Annotated in this window: 15 protein-coding genes and 1 pseudogene; 10 read left to right on the top strand and 6 right to left on the bottom strand. The window is 43.6% G+C overall.

Translation table 11 applies throughout. The annotated features are described in order from the left end of the window. The first annotated feature begins 80 nt into the window (after nt 1–80). Nucleotides 81–1,172, top strand: coding sequence for a redox-regulated ATPase YchF (ychF, locus tag ACINWC323_RS02315; protein WP_009515284.1), 1,092 nt, complete (start codon nt 81–83; stop codon nt 1,170–1,172). 90 nt (nt 1,173–1,262) lie between these two features. Here the strand turns inward: ychF and ACINWC323_RS0119350 are convergent. Together ACINWC323_RS0119350 and ACINWC323_RS02320 are read right to left on the bottom strand one after the other, a co-directional pair. After that, nucleotides 1,263–1,831 (bottom strand): annotated as a pseudogene (locus tag ACINWC323_RS0119350) (hypothetical protein). Between the two features lie 135 nt (nt 1,832–1,966). Next, nucleotides 1,967–2,500, bottom strand: a complete 534-nt coding sequence (locus ACINWC323_RS02320; protein WP_009515282.1) for an Mpo1 family 2-hydroxy fatty acid dioxygenase — start codon at nt 2,498–2,500, stop codon at nt 1,967–1,969. A gap of 106 nt (nt 2,501–2,606) precedes the next feature. Between ACINWC323_RS02320 and ACINWC323_RS02325 the strand changes: the two genes are divergently transcribed. Together ACINWC323_RS02325 and ACINWC323_RS02330 are read left to right on the top strand one after the other, a co-directional pair. Continuing rightward, on the top strand, nt 2,607–3,311 hold the full coding sequence (locus ACINWC323_RS02325; protein ID WP_009515300.1) for a Crp/Fnr family transcriptional regulator: 705 nt from the start codon (nt 2,607–2,609) through the stop codon (nt 3,309–3,311). Nucleotides 3,312–3,514: 203 nt separating this feature from the next. Then, nucleotides 3,515–3,832 carry a hypothetical protein gene (locus ACINWC323_RS02330; protein WP_009515292.1) on the top strand — a complete coding sequence of 106 codons (318 nt, stop codon included), beginning with the start codon at nt 3,515–3,517 and terminating at the stop codon, nt 3,830–3,832. Between the two features lie 119 nt (nt 3,833–3,951). On the opposite strand, the gene ACINWC323_RS02335 is transcribed toward ACINWC323_RS02330, so the two are convergent. Further along, complete coding sequence (locus ACINWC323_RS02335) at nt 3,952–4,455, bottom strand: hypothetical protein (RefSeq protein ID WP_009515257.1); 504 nt, start codon at nt 4,453–4,455, stop codon at nt 3,952–3,954. A 9-nt stretch (nt 4,456–4,464) separates the two neighbouring features. Further along, complete coding sequence (locus tag ACINWC323_RS02340; RefSeq protein ID WP_009515271.1) at nt 4,465–4,929, bottom strand: hypothetical protein; 465 nt, start codon at nt 4,927–4,929, stop codon at nt 4,465–4,467. 185 nt (nt 4,930–5,114) lie between these two features. On the opposite strand from ACINWC323_RS02340, the gene ACINWC323_RS02345 reads away from it, so the two are divergent. From ACINWC323_RS02345 to dapC, 4 genes are all read left to right on the top strand, one after another. Next, nucleotides 5,115–5,504: a tautomerase family protein gene (locus tag ACINWC323_RS02345; RefSeq protein WP_009515288.1), complete on the top strand. Its 390-nt coding sequence runs from the start codon at nt 5,115–5,117 to the stop codon at nt 5,502–5,504. A gap of 121 nt (nt 5,505–5,625) precedes the next feature. After that, nucleotides 5,626–6,843 (top strand): formate-dependent phosphoribosylglycinamide formyltransferase, encoded by a 1,218-nt coding sequence (gene purT, locus ACINWC323_RS02350; protein ID WP_171062227.1) that lies wholly within the window; start codon nt 5,626–5,628, stop codon nt 6,841–6,843. A 24-nt stretch (nt 6,844–6,867) separates the two neighbouring features. After that, complete coding sequence (gene glnD / locus ACINWC323_RS02355) at nt 6,868–9,531, top strand: [protein-PII] uridylyltransferase (RefSeq protein ID WP_009515248.1); 2,664 nt, start codon at nt 6,868–6,870, stop codon at nt 9,529–9,531. A gap of 25 nt (nt 9,532–9,556) precedes the next feature. Then, nucleotides 9,557–10,726: a succinyldiaminopimelate transaminase gene (gene dapC / locus ACINWC323_RS02360; RefSeq protein ID WP_009515251.1), complete on the top strand. Its 1,170-nt coding sequence runs from the start codon at nt 9,557–9,559 to the stop codon at nt 10,724–10,726. A 44-nt stretch (nt 10,727–10,770) separates the two neighbouring features. Here dapC and ACINWC323_RS02365 read toward each other — a convergent pair whose 3' ends face one another. After that, nucleotides 10,771–12,990: a TonB-dependent receptor gene (locus tag ACINWC323_RS02365; protein ID WP_032881724.1), complete on the bottom strand. Its 2,220-nt coding sequence runs from the start codon at nt 12,988–12,990 to the stop codon at nt 10,771–10,773. A gap of 191 nt (nt 12,991–13,181) precedes the next feature. Next, nucleotides 13,182–13,799 carry a LysE family translocator gene (locus tag ACINWC323_RS02370; protein WP_009515243.1) on the bottom strand — a complete coding sequence of 206 codons (618 nt, stop codon included), beginning with the start codon at nt 13,797–13,799 and terminating at the stop codon, nt 13,182–13,184. 152 nt (nt 13,800–13,951) lie between these two features. On the opposite strand from ACINWC323_RS02370, the gene ACINWC323_RS02375 reads away from it, so the two are divergent. The 3 genes from ACINWC323_RS02375 to ACINWC323_RS02385 all read left to right on the top strand — a co-directional run bounded on the left by ACINWC323_RS02375 (nt 13,952) and on the right by ACINWC323_RS02385 (nt 18,844). Then, nucleotides 13,952–14,404, top strand: coding sequence for an Lrp/AsnC family transcriptional regulator (locus tag ACINWC323_RS02375; RefSeq protein WP_005229861.1), 453 nt, complete (start codon nt 13,952–13,954; stop codon nt 14,402–14,404). A gap of 95 nt (nt 14,405–14,499) precedes the next feature. Continuing rightward, nucleotides 14,500–15,690 (top strand): efflux RND transporter periplasmic adaptor subunit, encoded by a 1,191-nt coding sequence (locus tag ACINWC323_RS02380; RefSeq protein WP_009515298.1) that lies wholly within the window; start codon nt 14,500–14,502, stop codon nt 15,688–15,690. A gap of 1 nt (nt 15,691) precedes the next feature. Next, nucleotides 15,692–18,844: an efflux RND transporter permease subunit gene (locus ACINWC323_RS02385; protein WP_009515244.1), complete on the top strand. Its 3,153-nt coding sequence runs from the start codon at nt 15,692–15,694 to the stop codon at nt 18,842–18,844. Nucleotides 18,845–18,878 lie beyond the last annotated feature (34 nt).

Raw genomic sequence — 18,878 nt, 5'->3', positions numbered from 1 at the left:
CCACTCTAGCCATGACTTTGTCATGGCTTTCATGTAAAATCAGCAGCAATTTTTTATATTACACATTTGTGAGTGGTTTCATGGGTTTTAATTGCGGTATTGTTGGTCTGCCAAACGTAGGTAAATCTACATTATTTAATGCATTAACAAAGGCAGCGATTGCTGCTGAAAACTTTCCGTTCTGTACCATTGAACCGAACACAGGCATCGTACCCGTACCAGATCCACGTTTGGACAAACTTGCTGCGATCGTAAAACCACAACGTATTTTACCAACCACGATGGAATTCGTTGACATCGCCGGTCTGGTTGCAGGCGCATCTAAAGGTGAAGGTTTGGGTAACCAGTTCCTTGCCAATATCCGTGAAACAGATGCGATTGCACACGTGGTTCGTTGCTTCGAAGATGAGAACGTCATTCACGTAAATGGTAAAATTGATCCATTAGATGATATCGCAACCATCAATACCGAACTTGCATTAGCTGACCTTGATACCGTTGCTAAAGCATTGTTACGCTTAACTAAAGCGGCAAAAGGTGGCGATAAAGAAGCGCTTGCAACCAAAGCCGTGCTAGAAAAAATCCAGCCTTTACTTGATGAAGGTAAACCGGCACGTGCCGCTGACCTTTCTGATGATGAGCGTAAAGCAGTGCGTGGTTTTGGTTTAATGACCCTTAAACCAACCATGTATATTGCCAACGTCGCTGAAGACGGTTTTGAAAACAATCCGCATCTTGAAGCAGTACAAAAGCTCGCTGCTGAAGAAAATGCGATTGTTGTGCCACTTTGCAACCAGATCGAAGCTGAAATTTCATTGCTTGAAGATGAAGATCGTGCTGAATTCCTTGAAGCAATGGATATGGAAGAACCAGGCCTAAACGTAGTAATTCGTGCTGGTTATAAACTGCTTGGTCTACAAACTTACTTCACTGCGGGTGTACAAGAAGTTCGTGCCTGGACAGTTAAAGTTGGTGCAACTGCACCACAAGCAGCTGGTGTGATTCACACTGACTTTGAAAAAGGCTTTATCCGTGCTGAATGTGTTGCCTACGATGACTTCATTCAATTTAACGGTGAGAATGGTGCCAAAGAAGCGGGTAAATGGCGTTTGGAAGGTAAAACTTATATCGTTCAAGATGGCGACGTATTACACTTCCGTTTTAACGTTTAATTCAGTATTTTGATAAGAAAAACCGCCAATGAGGAATTTATTGGCGGTTTTTTTTATTTGCACAATAATAACTAAAATTTTAATAGCCCATTAATTCAATAATTTTTGCAATTGTCGAATTACATATTGACGCGCTTTTTTTTGCTTAAAGATTGTCGGAATATGTAATAAAAAGAAAGAATAGCGATATTTTTGTGATCCCGTAAGGATTCACTTAAATACTCATAAAGCTCTACTGCCGCTTCGCGATGAAATGCCCATAAGGGCTGATGCCTATACATAACCACATAATAGGCATCATTCGGCCAGTTCAGTTCATGCTTTTGTTTGTAACCACAAGACTCACAGATTACCCCACCCCGACTTTGCATCGAATAGCGTGTGTTCCAAGCCGTTGAATCATAGCCTTCTGGCATATCTTGAATTTGCTCAATTCTGCTAGAAAGATTCGGATAATAAAATGCAGCATGCCAATAACTACCGCAATAGTCCTGAAAACGTGCATATTCAAAATCTGAATGAGATTGAAAGTAACCCACATCTTTTTTCAGATGTATCTTTGCCAATCGTGCAAATTCAAAATCTGCCCTGGCCTGACATGCGGGACATTTAATATTTAATTTGGAAGGTAATGACCAATATTCATAGATTCCTGTCATGTGTTCTTTAATTCTGACCACCACATTTGAATAAATATAGATTAGCAACTGAATGACTTTTTTAGAATCCTTAAATCTAATAAATGAAAAAGCCAAGCTTGTTTGGCTTGGCTTTGGATATTTGATTTAAGCACATCAAGATATGGTCTGCGGCTTCATATCCATTTCAGCACGCTTGATGTGGGCTTCTTTTAAAATCCGCTGGTGTAACGGTTTACGAAAGCCAAGCAAGAAGACGAATTCAGCCAGTACAAATAAAGGTCCAATGGCCAAACCAATCACATCATCAACAAAAGCAGGCTTTTTCTTTTCAAAATAATGCCCCACGAATTGAAACACCCAGCCCACCACAAAAATACTGATACTGGCCCCTAGCCAGCTCCACATGGATAAAGCGGCAATTTTTACGGCCCAGGGATAAGCCAAGACAAAAAGAATCAACATCAGGCCACCAAACAGCTTATCCAGTGAAATATAGTAAATACTACTGACTACGATGAGCAGCATGGCTAATGTGATTGAAAAGCCAGAAATTTCGATACCTGCACGTGCCGTTAAACACAAAATAGAAAAAACAATTAAAGGAATACCCACAAAATGGGTCACAATATTATTTCGATCCAGATGATAAGCTGCATACTGGCTGAGTAGACGTTCCAGATTTGTCATTTTTCTTTCCTCATATCATTCGTTTATGCTGTTAATCTATAACAAATAGTGTGAACAAGTTGTCACTTAGCTGACAAATGGATATCTTTCTAAACAAGGAACAATCGTGTTAGAGCCGCTTTATATTCAGCATTTAAAACAAAACGCATGGTTTAGCCACTTAGCAGAGCCTTTTCAAAATTTTATTCTTGAACATGGCAAAAAATACACTGTTGAGAAAAATGCGGCTGTTTTTAGCGCACAAGATCGTTTTGATGGGGTCTATGGTGTGCTGGAAGGCTCGATTAGTCTGGGTTATATCGATGTCAATGGTAACGAAGCCATCGCTGCAATTGCTGAACCGATCATGTGGTTTGGCGAAATTTCCCTGATTGACCGGCAACCCCGCTCGCATGACGCGATTGCATTGAAGAAAAGTGTGGTACTACAAATACCTGCGCAGCCACTTCATGATTTCTTGCTACAAAATCCCTATTACTGGTATTACTTTGCCCTGCTCACCAGTCAAAAATTACGCTATGTATTTTTAGAACATATTGCGATTCAAACCCAAAGTATTGGCCAGCGTCTGGCGCAGCGGCTGTTATTTATTTTGGAAGGTTATGGTAACCGTTCATCGATTCAGGACTTCAACATTCAGATCTCACAGGACCAGCTGGCCAATATGCTGACTGTTTCTAGGCAAACCATCAATCACGAACTGAATCAGTTTGAAAAGCAAGGTGTGATTCAGTTGGGCTTTAAAAAAATTGCAGTACTCGATTTAGACGGTCTCAGAAAATTGGCCACAGTCGGTTATTTAAAAGAGTAAACCTGATCTTTTGTATTTTAAATTGATAAGCGCCGCATTTTTTGCAATATGCTTTTAAACTTAAACCTAAATTAAAAGACAAACTCTCACTATAAAATGCTACGCATGCTCTAAAATATTTCACAAAATCAGTCTGCTTTCCTCTCCTCAAAACGCTTACATTAAGGCTAAGCACTATCACTTACCCGATGCAGATGACAATCATGAGAAAAATTGCAACGATTCTAACAACTGGCTTATTTACCGTACTTAGCGCTAGCGCATTTGCCTGCCCGAAAGGAACTCAACTCCAGGGCGGTACAGGACCAAATCACAAAGGTGGTAAATGTGTTGCAACAAGTGTGGTAAAAATCAAGAAAGCAGCAGCCAAAACCACTCAAACCGCCAAACATGACATGACGAAAATGAAAGATACGACCAAACATGATACAATGAAGGCAGCAACAGACAGCAAAAAAGTAGCCAGCACCACAGCAAGCAAAGCCAAACAGGAAGCCGCAAAAACAGTCAAAACCTCATAACTGTTTGATGACTTTAACCATAAAAAAGCGAGATCAATGATCTCGCTTTTTTATTGAAATAACATCCTGTCATCCAAAGCTACCAATCCAAGCTGGGATAAATTGCTAATGAGATGATTTCAATGTAAAGCTTTGGCCAATTTCATTTTTTTGACAATATTATTAGCCTGACGCAATTGCTCCTTGGCGGGCAAGCGATCATCTACTAGGTAACACCATAATTTTCGATCTGAAATAGGTCTATAAACTCCTTGTATAACCGTTGCTGGCTGTTCATCAATCATAACGCCTAAACCAATCAACTGATTAAATAGACCTTGATCTTGGCTTTGCGTATTTTTGTTGGCCAACTGATTAAACTTTTTCTGTGCAGAAGCTGAAATTTCAATTTCAACAACTGCGCTTCCATCAACAAGAATCGCTTTTGCATTGACTAGTTCATTGGCAGTAAAAAAGGGAGACAAACTAACAAATTGAAATGAACTATCATTAGAAAAATGTACAGGCTTGGTCTTCGGCATTTGCAGCTGATAGGCAAGATGGAACTCTACTTGCGCATAACTGGTATTTATTCCCAGTAAACCAAATAGCATCAAGAAAACCGATAAGATACGAAAATACATTTTTCACTCCTACTTTGGAGAGGTATTCCCTAAAGCCGGATTATCAATCGCATCTTTACATTGTGCTTTATCACGCTCATAGTCTGCCTGCTTTTGGGCAGATACATTGTCTTTATCTTTAACATCACGTGCCCAGGTATCCAGACTGGTTAATGCCTTACGGCACAACGCATATTTCCCTTCAGTCACCGAATCGGTCATTTTGACATTGATACGCCAATCGGTACTGAGCTGGCGTAATGGCTTTCTGACCTTCTCTTCAATTTCAGCCTTTTGCTTGTTATAAACAATTGGATCAATTTCATTAATCAGTTTCCATGCGGCATTGGCATAGCTGGTTGCATCATTATTCAGTTTTGGCGCTGGCTTGATCTCTACCTTCTGTTTTGGCTCATCGCCTGAGTTACCACAAGCTGCCAATAAAAAGGCACTACACAACAGAATTGCTGTTACACGCGTATTTAGATTCGTCATATCAGATCGCCGATGAAACATAAGGCCATTATGCTAGTCAATTTGGGAATAATTCTCAATCATTGTGACATTTTAACATGCATAGCATGCAGGCTAATTCAATGCAGAGGCATGGTTTTCTCGCGAACTATTTGCTTTATATTGTGAACAGTCAAATAAACAATATATCAGGAAGTAAAACATTCATGTCGCAAGTTAAAATTTATGCATTACAGCACACCATTGAGCAGTTTAGAAACCAGCTTTCCCATGCCATTCATCAGGCGCTGGTAGATAGTCTGAATTACTCGGTCGAAAAGAAATTCCAGCGTTTTATCAGTCTTGCGACCCGTGATTTTATTTATCCAGAAGATCGCAGTGAAAATTACCTGATTATTGAAATCTCCATGTTTGAAGGCCGCAGCAATGAAGCAAAAAAACGTTTAATCCGGTTACTTTTTACTTATATTCAACAACACTGCGGAATCTCTCCCCACGACGTTGAAATCACCATTTTTGAAACACCAAAAGTGAACTGGGGCATTCGTGGGCAGCATGCTGATGAATTAAAACTAAATTACCAAGTCAATGTCTAAATCAATCAAAAGGCTGTTTAACCGTTATTTTTGTCTGACAAAAAGCAGGTTTTTTTGTGATATATGGGCTTAATTCCGTAAAAAGTTCTGCTATGCTTAAACACAAATTACTCAGGATAGGATTATTCGCATGAGCGTCACTCTTGGAACTCCACTTCAATCTTCTGCATTTAAGGTTTTACTGTTAGGTTCTGGAGAGCTGGGTAAAGAAGTGGTGATTTCTTTACAACGTCTGGGTGTCGAGGTTCATGCTGCGGATCGTTATGATCATGCCCCGGCCATGCAAGTCGCTCATTATGCTTATACCCTGAATATGGCAGATCCAGCCGAATTAAAACAACTGATTGAAAACATCAGACCAAACCTGATTGTTCCTGAAATTGAAGCGATTGCCACTGAAGTCTTGCTTGAAATTGAACAAAATAAAACCGCCACCGTAATTCCTTCGGCCAAAGCGGTCAACCTGACCATGAACCGTGAAGGGATTCGTCGTTTAGCTGCTGAAGAGCTTGGCCTCCCGACTTCGGCTTATCGCTTTGCCAGCACTTTAGAAAGTTTCCGCGCTGCCTGTGACGATATTGGTTATCCAAACTTTGTTAAACCGGTGATGTCATCTTCTGGTAAAGGCCAGTCTCGTGTAAAAAGCTTCGATGAGGTGGATGCCGCTTGGGAATATGCCATGCAAGGCGGCCGCGTGAATCAGGGTACCGTGATTATTGAATCGCAAATTGATTTCGATTTTGAAATTACCTTACTCACTGTCCGAGCCAAAAATCCGGAAACAGGCGAAGTTGAAACGCATTTCTGTGATCCGATTGGACATCGTCAAGATGCAGGTGATTATGTCGAAAGCTGGCAGCCCCAAGCGATGACGCCTGCTGCGCTACAAGAAGCCGAGCGTATTGCCAATAAGGTCACTGTTGCATTAGGTGGCTGTGGTATTTTCGGGGTTGAGTTATTTATTAAGGGCGATAAAGTCTGGTTTAGTGAAGTTTCTCCTCGTCCACATGACACCGGTTTGGTGACGCTGGCTTCACAATTCCAAAGCGAATTTGAACTGCATGCCCGTGCCATTTTAGGTTTGCCTGTGAATACTGCCCGTCACAGTGTGGCGGCAAGTGCGGTGATCTATGCGGGAGTGGATGCCAAAAATCTCAGCTTTGCTGGCTTGAATCTTGCTTTAGCTAATCCAGATACAGACTTACGCCTATTTGGAAAACCGGAAGGTTTTAAGCGCCGTCGTATGGGTGTTGCTACTGCACGTGCTGAGACCACAGACCTTGCGCGTGAATTGGCCCAACATGCCGCAGACCAAGTGAGCGTACACACTAACTCTTAACCTGAATTGAGTAGACCCATTTTCATGATCAATACATCTCCATTGTTGAACTACGTCACCAGTCATCATGATATTCAAGCCATTAATCAATGGCGAACGGATGTAGAAAAGCAATTACAGGAGAGTTATGAAAATGGGCAACCCATTCGTGAAGTGATTGGTGCGCGTTCCGACTCGATTGACGAAGCACTAATCTTTCTATGGAATCATGCGGGTTTAAACCAGACTGAATTGGGCCTATTTGCAGTGGGTGGCTATGGCCGTCATGAAATGCTGCCCTATTCAGATACCGATATCATGATTTTGTCTGAGGATGAAATCAGTGAAGAACAAGAAAAACTCATTTCGACCTTTATTTCTTCTTTATGGGATGTCGGTAATTTCAAACCCGGCATCAGCGTTCGGACCATTCAAAACTGTGTTGAACAGGCGATTAATGACTTGACCGTTGCGACCACGCTGATTGAAGCGCGTCTGATCACAGGCAATCCGCAACTGGCAAAGTGGCCACGTCGTATCGTGGCACAGACACGGACGGATCAAACCTTCTATGATGCCAAAATGGCTGAACAGGCCAAACGCTACGCACAACACAACAACACGGAAAGCAATCTGGAACCTGATATTAAAAATGCCCCGGGTGGTATTCGCGATATCAACCAGATCGGCTGGATTGCCAAACGTCATTTCCGTGTCAATCGCATTTATGATCTGGTGCATTTAGGTTTTATTACCGAGTTTGAACTTGGGGTACTTGAAGAAGCAGAAAGCTTTTTATGGGAAATCCGCACCCAGTTACACCGTCTAGCCAAACGCGATGAAAACCGACTCTTGTTTGAATACCAGCGCGATATTGCCGCAAAATTTGGCTATGTCCGTGAAGAAGGTCAACCGGTTAATTTTGCCGTTGAACAGTTTATGAAGCGCTATTACCGTACCGCGCAACAGGTCTCAACCCTGAATGAAATGCTACTGGCCTATTTCAATGAATCGGTGATTACGCCTCGTCTGCCGGATTATGAACGCCACATTATTGATATTAATGAGCGTTTTAAAATTGTCGACGGCAAACTTGCGGTTCAGCATCATAAAGTATTTTCAGAAGAACCGATTGCCATCTTAGAGTTATTCTATCTGTTGGCAAATCGACCTGAAATTACGGGGATTCGTGCCCGTACCTTGCGCCTGCTGGTGCTTGCTGCGAAACGGATTGATCAGCGTTTCCGCGACAATCCAGAACATCAAGCCTTGTTTATGTCAATTATCCGTTCACCGCATCTGTATAACACCATGGTGGCAATGAAACGTTACGGTGTGTTGGGCAATTACATTCCCGCATTTGGACAGATCACCGGCTTGATGCAATACGATCTGTTCCATATTTATACGGTCGATGCGCATACCTTATTGTTACTCCGTAATTTAAGCCGTTTCAAAGAACCTGAATTTGCCAAAGAATTTCCTGTGGTCAGTTCCGTGTTCCAGCGTATTGCCCGCCATGACATCGTATATATGGCTGCGATTTTCCATGATATTGCCAAAGGCCGTGGCGGTGATCACAGTGAACTCGGCGCGATCGATGCCATTGAATTCTGTCGCACCCATGGTTTTACCGAACGTGAATGCAAGCTGGTGGCATGGCTGATCAACAATCACCTGTTGATGTCACTGACGGCTCAGAAAAAAGATATTTCCGATCCGGATGAAGTCAAAGACTTTGCTGAAAAAGTCGGGGATATGGAGCATCTCGATTATCTCTATACCCTGACGGTGGCCGACATTAATGCCACGAATCCTAAACTCTGGAATACATGGCGTGCCTCATTGATGCGTCAACTGTATACCTATGCGCGTGATGTGATCCGTTCGGGCTTGGGTCGTCCAGTCGACTATCAAATGCTGATTGAAGACACCAAATTTGCGGCCAGCGAACTGTTGGTCAATGACTTCTCCCTTGCTGAAGTAGAGAAAGTCTGGCAAGAGCTGGGCGATGAATACTTCGTCAAAGAATCAGCCAATGAAATTGCATGGCATACCCAAGCCATTCTGCAACACGGCGATAATCCCGAACCTTTGGTGTTATTACGTGCACATCGTAATGCAGCAGATGATGCGGTGCAGATCTTTATCTATACTCGTGATCAGCCCAACCTATTTGCCACAACGGTGGCCGTATTAGACCGTATGAATCTGGATGTTCAGGACGCGCGTATTATTACCGCCTCAACCTCATTCAGTCTGGACACTTATCTGGTACTGGATCGTTTTGGCACCTTGTTGACTGACCCAGAACGTGAACGCAAAGTGAAAGCAGCTCTGGTCGATGCCTTAAGTCATTCCGACCAGTATCCGGGGATCATGCAACGCCGTATCCCACGTCATTTACGTCACTTTGATGTACAAAATACCGTAGATATCGTGCTGAACCCAACCTTACAGCAACATATGGTCGAGATTTCCACACTGGATCAACCCGGCCTGCTGGCACGTATCGGTGGCTTGTTCATGCTGCAAGGTCTGGATATCCATTCGGCCAGAATTGCCACCTTGGGCGAACGTGCAGAAGATATTTTCTTTGTCACCAAGAAAAATGGTGTCTTGCTCAGCGATGAAGAAGTCAAAACTTTTGTGGAAACCCTCAAAGCGGCTTTAGACGAAGCATCAAATCAAATTTGTAATCCATCTTAAATTTTATTGTTTGGTAACTGTTTAAATGAACTCTAGCTTGTCGTTATTGCATCCCTATCCTTTTGAAAAGTTAAACCAACTGTTTAAAGAGATACAACCTGCCAATTTACCGTTGATTCCCCTGTCAATTGGTGAACCGAAACATCCGGCGCCAGAGTTTGTAAAGCAGGCAATTATTGATAATTTTGCCCATTTATCGACCTACCCAAACAGTAAAGGCTTATCTGAGCTGCGCCAAAGTATTGCACAATGGCTCAGCAACCGCTTTAAGCTGAACCAGATCAGTGCAGAGGATCATATTCTGCCCGTTTCTGGCACACGCGAAGGTATTTTCTCTTTTGTGCAGGCCTTGATTAAGCGTGAAGATGCACCTTATGTGGTGATGCCAAATCCGTTCTATCAGATTTATGAAGGGGCAGCCTTACTGGCAGGTGCAAAACCTTATTTCATCAACTGTACCGAAGACAATGGTTACTTGGGTGATTTTGATGCGGTTCCTGCGGAAGTGTGGGAAAAAACGGCATTACTGTTTGTATGCACTCCCGGCAACCCAACGGGTACTGTATTGTCAAAAGAACAGTTTAAAAAGTTGATTGCTCTGTCTGATCAATATGATTTTGTAATTGCATCAGATGAATGTTATTCAGAACTCTGGTTTGATCAGGCTCCGGTTGGTCTACTCGAAGTTTGTGCGGAAATGGGCCGTGACGATTATAAAAACTGTATCGTGTTCCATTCACTTTCTAAACGTTCAAATTTACCGGGCATGCGTTCTGGTTTTGTTGCTGGTGATGCGGCTTTATTAAAACCTTATTTGCAATACCGCACCTATCATGGCGCTGCAATGCCGGTACAAAATCAACTAGCTTCAATCGCAGCATGGAATGATGAAGCGCACGTTGAAGAAAACCGTCAGCAATACCGTGCCAAATTTGATTTGTTCCAGTCAGAACTCGGTCATGTATTGCCATTACAAAAACCGGATGCGGGCTTCTATTATTGGTTAAAAGTGGATAATGATGAAACTTTTGCCAAGATGTTGATGGAAAAAGCACATATTAAAGTATTGCCGGGTCGTTATCTGTCTCGTGAGACGGAACAAGGCAATCCGGGTGAAGGTCATGTGCGTATGGCACTGGTTGCAGATTTAGCCCAGTGTGAAGAAGTAGTGAAACGCCTCAAAGCCATTCTATAAATAAAAAATCCCCGAATATTCGGGGATTTTTTTAGCGCTATAAATTAGAAATCAAAACTTGCACTGAGCATAAAGGTACGCGGTAGACCAGCATTTAAATAACCTGAATCATCATAGCCCCCCACAGATCCCCAATAGTTTTTATCAAATACATTGTTGATGGTTAGGTTCAATACCGTTGGAATTTGATTAAGCTGAGTTTTATAACTCGCACCCAAATCCAAGCGAGTCCAATCATTTACTTTTAACGTATTTGCATTATTGGCATAGCTAGAGCCTGTGTAAATTATGCGACCGTTTACAGAAATATCTTGCTCGGTCGGTAACTGCCAGTCTGCGCCAAGATTAGCTTGGAACTGAGGAACTCCAATCACGTCATTATTGTCATATAATCCATTTTCTGTATCTTTCTGTTTTGCATCTAACCAAGTCACACCTCCTAATACTTTAACTGTATCGGTAAGTTGGCCATAGGTTTGCAACTCAATGCCTTGATGCAGGTTTTCACCTTGATTAGTAAAGGTATAGCTTTCATCAGCATTTTTAACAAGCACGCCTCGTTGACGATTCGTATTAAAATAACTTAATGTCGCCCCAATGTTTTCACTTTCATACTTTAATCCCACTTCTTTTTGCTTAGAGATATAAGGCGCTAAAGCTTCACCAGTGTTAGTAACAATTTTTTCAGCACTTGACGTTGCTGATGAGCCCTGTGAAAGCGCTTCAACATAATTAGCATATATTGCTAATTCAGGCATCAGCTTATAACTTACCCCCAATGCTGGTGTAACCTTATGATCATCATAAGCAGATTTAATGACTTGAGTATCATAATTATAATTTTCTTGTTTTAGTTGCTGATAACGTGCCCCAAGCATGACGGATAAGCGCTCATCAAATGCTTTTAAATTATCACCAATCGCAATACTTCTTAAACGAGTACGAGCGGTTAGCGTAGGTTTATTTAACTGACCACCAATTAGCGCTGAAGAAGAAATGGCAGGTTTATCATACTGCGTTGGTCTATAGATATTTCCATCAAATGTATTTGAATAATCCATTACATAGGCATTACGGCTATTCTGCTGAAAAGCTGAGCCTGAAAGTACAAGATTATGTTCAACAGTACCAGTATTCAACTTTGCGCGTATGCCAATTTCGCCTGTATTGACCATATCTACACGCGCATTATCAAAACGATATGAGGTGCCATCTCCAGTTGCTGCATTGTTGAGTGTAAAGTTCGCCAAGCTATTGCTTTCTTCCCCATGACGGAAGCCATAGGCTGCATAGGCAGTCACTGCATCGCTTAAATCATATTCTGCACGGTAACTACCAAACACGTCTTCTTCATTGGAGTAGGTCCACTTTTGCGCGTAATTACTTGAAGAATCGATTGGTTTAGGAACACGACTTACACCATCCAAAGTAATATTTGGGCGGGTTGCATCTAAGCGGTTATTGCTATAGCCCATATCCCCAGACAAGCGTAAGCGATCACCACGATAATCCAGTCCAATCGCAGCTAGACCTAGCGAAGCTTTTTCATCGTCTATACTAGTATTGCCGCCACGATATGCCGTATTTATACGTACACCGAATTCCTGATTTTCACCAAAACGACGAGAAATATCATTTGCAATCTGACCACCATTAAAATCTGTGCCTACAGTGATTCTATTTAATGGTTCATTACCAGCACGCTTTGGTAACAGATTAATTGCACCACCAATACCACCGCTACTTGGTGTTGCTCCATTTAAAAACGCAGATGCACCTTTTAATAGCTCAACTCGCTCAAACAATTCTGTTGGAATATATTGACGTGGCAAAATTGAATAGAGGCCATTATAAGCCGTATCATCTGAACCTAAGATAAAACCACGAATAAAATAAGATTCCTGAAAATTACCAAACCCTCTCGCAACTCGCACACTTGGGTCAGCTTGTAGAACATCCCCCACACTTTTAGCTTGCTTGGACTGAATATATGCATTGGTATAACTGGTTAAGTTGAATGGTGTATCCAGATTCTTCTGATTACCAAAGATCCCGACCCGACCACCACTGGCAACTTGCCCACCCGCAAAAGGCTCCATTAAACCGTCTGCTGATGCATCCGCACTGGCAGTAATACGAATTGTATTTAATGTCACGCTTGCATCCGCTGCTTGCCCCTGTTGTAGTTCATCTGCAAAAACGGCCGTTGTCCCCATCGAAGCGCATGTCATCATCAATACTAATGGTTTAAGTTTTCTACCCATGATTTATTTCAGCCGGCTTTAAAAAACCGCATAATAAATGAGAATTAATACGATTTACACTATTTTTTATCTATATATGCCATTCTATAATTTCATGATTTTTCCGGACTTAAGGCTATTAAAATTAACAGACTGAATTCAATCAATATAAATTCTAATGTCTGATTTTCAGTTCAAAGCATCCTATTCATTCAAATTTGCCCAACAAATAAGATGACTGCAATGCCTATCATCAAGCTACCAGAAACCCGACTCACAACTTTTACAGCCTGTGGGCGCGTTGCCAACAATTTATTGGCGGCAATTCCCACCAGCACATAAACCACCGCACAACTCAACAGATGAATCATGCCCAGTAACATAATCTGGGTAGTCGGTGCAAAATTCATTTCCGGATGAATAAACGGTGGCAATAAAGCAAAAAACAACAGCAAGACTTTAGGATTTAACCCACTAATCCCCACGCCTTTCAGTAACCATGATCGTGCAGAATCGAGTGTTTGCGTTTCATTGTGATCACTGGAAATGGTGGCAGGATGAAGTAATAAATTTGCACCCATCCATAATAAATAACAGGCACCTAAAATCGTCATCGTGGTTAACAATATTGGATAATGTTGCAATAATGCACCTACCCCAGCCGCCACACACAAGATGGCGATAGAATGCCCCAAGATCAGGCCAGTCACGGCATTCAGTACGAATTTACCTTGAATGCCCGCAAGAATGGCATAGGCCCAATCTGCACCAGGTGTTAGCACAAATAAGATCGAAACACACCAGAATGCAAAAATTACACTAAGTTCCATACGCCAAGCCCTTCCTGCATCGTCAACGCTATTTTTAATCGCCTGCTTTTTCACCATTCGGTGAAGATTGTTGAGAAAGGATATGCTTTAATGGTGAAAATGTTATTCTAAATACTTCTATTTCTTTTAAGCCAACAGGGAGATTCTTCCAAGTGGACCGCATTGATAAGAAAATTATTGCTGAACTACAGGCCAATGGACGATTATCTATCACAGAACTGGCGGAACGAATCGGTTTAAGCCTGTCTCCTTGTCATCGTCGCGTCAAAGCTTTGGAAGAAAGTGGCGTGATCAAAGGCTATCATGCCGATCTTGAAGCCTCAAAAATCGGCCTTAATTTCTCGGCAATTATCTTTGTGACCTTAAAAGACGGAGATAAAACCGCCCTGTCCAGCTTTGAAGAAAAAGTCATCGACATTCCCAATGTCATTCAGGCACAGCGCTTATTTGGCAATCCGGATTATTTACTGCATGTGGTTGCAAAAGACCTGGCAAGTTTCCAGAAGCTCTATGATGACAGCCTCTCCGCCCTACCCAATGTGCAACGCCTGACCTCAACCATTGTCATGAAAAATGTGGTGTCCAACCGGCTTCTGCCTTTATAAAAAGGCATTATCATTTTGGGCTAGCCTAAAATGTATCAATGTGAATAAACTCACACTATACTTATTAGCCATCAAGACTTGATGACTATGGAAAGATGACTTCTCAAAATCCCAAGAAAATAAAGAAAAAGGGTTGGCTCATTTTAGCAATCGTGGTTGTACTTTTAATTATTGTAATTGTGGTTTGGCAGACTAAAACTGCTCAAAAAACTACAGCGACGAATCAGCAAAAAAATGCCGATACTACTGCACAAAAAGCTGCGCTGACCGTTACGGTGGTATCACCTCAACAGCAAAACTGGAAACAGACATTTACCGCCAATGGCAATATTGCGGCATGGCAAGAAGTAGTGATTGGCAGCGAACTCTCAGGCCAGCGTCTGACTCGGGTCAATGTCAACGTCGGTGATGAGGTTCGACGTGGTCAGGTTCTGGCAGAGATTAACAGCGACACCATTCGTGCCGACCTTGCCGCAGCAAAAGCCAGTTATGCCGAAGCACAGGCAGTGCTTGCCGATGCCGTGACCAATAATAGACGTATTCAGCAACTCAAAAATACAGGTGCAATCTCGGCTCAGGAAGCCACCCAATATCAAACCTCCCAATCCACTGCGCAAGCCAAACTGGATGCAGCCAAGGCACAGATTGAAAGTAATCAGTTACGTTTAGCTCAGACCAGAGTGGTCTCGCCTGACAATGGGGTCATTTCGGCACGTACTGCCACGGTCGGTTCTTTGGCCCAAACCGGACAGGAACTGTTCCGCCTGATTCGCGATCACCGTCTGGAATGGCGCGCAGAAGTGACCACCTCTGATTTGTATAAGCTCAAACAAGGCATGACAGCGCATATCTTTTCACCTGATCCAGCTCAGCCTGCAGTGACAGGTAAAGTCAGAATGATCGCACCCGTGATTGATCCACAGACCCGTTATGGACTGGTATATGTGGATATTCCAACCACGCAGGCTGTACGCATGGGCATGTTTGTTAAAGGTGAATTTGATTTAGGCCAGAAAGCCGCATTAACCGTTCCGCAAACTGCGTTGTTGTTACGTGATGGTTTTTCTTATGTGTTTATTGTCAATGACAACAATCGTGTCACTCAACGGAAAGTCAGTGTGGGACGCCGTCTGGGCGATCGGGTCGAAATTTTAGATTTGGCCCCGAATGTCAAAGTAGTGTCTTCTGGTACAGGTTTCTTGGCAGACGGTGATCTGGTCAGTATTGCCAAAGATATTCCCGACACACCACTCACCAAACAGCTCGTGACTACACAGGAGAAATGATATGAATTTCTCCGCCTGGTCGATCCGTAATCCTATTCCCGGCATCCTGTTATTTATTATGCTGGGTCTGGCGGGATTATTATGCTTTAAATGGATGAAGATCCAGCAGTTCCCTGATATTGAACTGCCGATGGTCACGGTCACCGCAGCCCTTCCCGGTGCTGCGCCGCCACAACTTGAGACCGAAGTGGCACGTAAAATCGAAAACTCGATTGCCACCCTGCAAGGACTCAGAAACCAGTACACCAATATTCAGGATGGTGTAGTGACGGTCACCGCAGAATTCCAGCTGGAAAAGCCCTTGCAGGAAGCGGTGGATGACGTGCGTAATGCAGTGTCACAGGTTCGTTCCGATTTACCCGCTGATCTACGCGACCCCATTGTCAGCAAGATTAACCTGTCTGGCTCTCCGATTCTGACTTATACCATCCAGTCGCCAAAAATGGATGAAGAAGCGCTGTCATGGTTTGTGGATTACGACATTGCCCGTGCCATGCTCCAGGTCAAAGGGGTCGGTGCAGTGGCACGTGTAGGTGGTGTGACACGTCAGGTTGATGTTGAACTCGATCCTGAAAAACTCTTGGCACTGAATGCAACGGCGACCGATATTACCCGTCAACTGCGTTTAGTCCAGCAAGATGCTTCCGGTGGCCAAACCAAAATTGGGGGCAGTGAACAATCGATTCGGACCATTGCCACGGTCAAGACAGCAGATGAAATTGGTGCAATGGATATTGCCTTAAGTGATGGTCGGCATATTCGTCTGGATCAGGTGGCCACGGTTCATGACGGGATTGCCGAAAGACGTTCAGCTGCACTGTTAAATGGACAACCCGTCATTGGTTTTGAAATCACCCGCAGTAAAGGGGCCAGTGAGGTTGATGTTCAAAAAGGTGTCGCTGAAGCACTGGATAAACTGAAAACGGCACATCCGGATATCAAGATCACCGAAGCGTTTAACTTCGTCAATCCTGTGGTTGACAATTACGAAGGCTCAATGTCGCTGCTATATGAAGGCGCTATTCTGGCGATTTTGGTGGTGTGGTTATTCTTACGTGACTGGCGTGCCACGATTATTGCCGCAACTGCCCTGCCATTGTCCATTTTACCTGCCATGATTGGCATGTATTTCTTTGGCTTTACCCTCAATACCGTAACACTACTGGCCATGTCACTGGTGGTGGGGATTCTGGTCGATGATGCGATTGTAGAAATTGAAAATATCATACGGCATCTGCGCATGGGCAAGACCCCCTATGAAGCTGCGATGGAAGCTGCCGATGAAATTGGTCTGGCCGTGATTGCAACTACTTTCACCCTGATTGCCGTATTCCTGCCGACCGCCTTTATGAATGGCATTGCAGGAAAATTCTTTGTTCAGTTTGGCTGGACAGCAGCATTGGCAATTTTTGCTTCCCTCTTGGTTGCACGTTTGCTTACCCCGATGATGTCTGCTTATATCCTGAAACCGTGGATCGGCAAAGTTGAACAGCAGGACGATGCTTCAGATGCCAAAACGGCGGCTGATCAAGGCACAGCCCGTTTAGCCAAAGACCGCGCCAAAGATGGCAAAGTCATGCGTGGTTATATGCGTCTGGTCACTTGGTGTCTCAATCACCGCTGGATCACCTTAGGTGGTGCAATTGCCTTCTTTATTGCCTCGGTCATGCTGATTCCCTTATTACCGACAGGATTTGTACCGCCACCGGATACAGGTCAAACACAGGTCCGTCTGGAGCTAACACCTGGTTCTCAATTCGGGGATACCCTTAAAACTGCCGAATATGCACGCAACCTGATTAAAGACCATCCTGAAATCAAAAGCATCTATACCACCATTGGTGGCGGTGCTGCAGGATCAGATCCGTTTTCAGGTGGCGCATCCAGTGAACCGCGTAAAGCCACCCTCACAATTCAGACCACGGAACGCTCTGAGCGTAGTGCCAGTTTGCAAGACATTGAAGATGAACTGCGCCAACGCCTTGCCCCACTTCCTGGTGCACGTATACAGGTCGGGCTTGCAGGTAACAATAGCCAATATCAGATTGCACTGTCGGGGGATGATCCAGATACACTTATGGCAACCGCACGGAGCCTTGAACGTGAATTACGAACGGTTCCCAATGTAGGAAGTATCACTTCAAGTGCCGCCCTGATTCGTCCTGAACTGGTGATTCGTCCAGATTTTGCCAAAGCAGCCGATTTAGGCGTCACCACCTATGATATTGCAGAGACTTTGCGTATAGCGACTGCAGGTGATTTCGACCAGAATCTGGCCAAGTTAAACCTGTCGCAACGTCAGGTTCCTGTGGTGATCAAGCTACCGCTATCCGCACGTCAGGATCAGGAGTTGATGAAACGCTTAATGGTCAAAGGCAGTCATGGCCCTGTCATGTTAGGTACCATTGCCGATGTCAATATTGAAAGTGGTCCATCGCAGATTGACCGCTTTAACCGACTACGCAACATCAACTTTACCATCGAGCTGAATAACCAGCCGCTGGGCGATATCGCCGCAAAAGTTGACCAGCTTCCGACCATGAAGAATCTGCCACCGACGGTGAAACGTACCAATATTGGTGATGCCGAAGTCATGCAGGAACTGTTCTCAAGCTTTGGACTGGCCATGTTAACCGGCGTATTGTGTATCTATGTAGTGCTGGTGCTGTTATTCAAAGACTTCCTGCAACCGATTACCATTCTGGTGGCCCTACCTTTATCGCTTGGCGGTGCATTTGTGATGCTGCTATTGGCGAAAAGCAGTTTTTCGATGCCAAGCCTGATTGGTCTGATTATGCTGATGGGGATCGCCAGCAAGAACTCGATTCTACTGGTGGATTACGCCATTATTGCCAGAGATGAAAAACATTACTCCCGCTTCAATGCCTTGCTGGATGCCTGCCATAAACGGGCACGTCCGATTATCATGACCACGCTGGCCATGGGTGCAGGGATGTTGCCGATTGCCTTAGGCATTGGTACTGATCCGAGTTTCCGTGCACCGATGGCAATTTCGGTGATTGGCGGCTTGATTACCAGTACCTTCTTGTCCTTACTGGTGATTCCGGTGGTGTATACTTTTATTGATGATATTAATCACAAAATCCACAGTTTCAGGAAAACCCAGCCTCCATCGATTGAACCCTCTCAATAGGTCGGAGTTAAAAAAGACGGTCATATGATCGTCT

The organism is Acinetobacter sp. WC-323 (assembly GCF_000314615.1).
Classification (GTDB): Bacteria; Pseudomonadota; Gammaproteobacteria; order Pseudomonadales; family Moraxellaceae; genus Acinetobacter; species Acinetobacter courvalinii.
The sequence above is the reverse complement of the archived record's forward strand: the minus strand, read 5'-3'. Positions and strand labels throughout refer to the sequence as shown.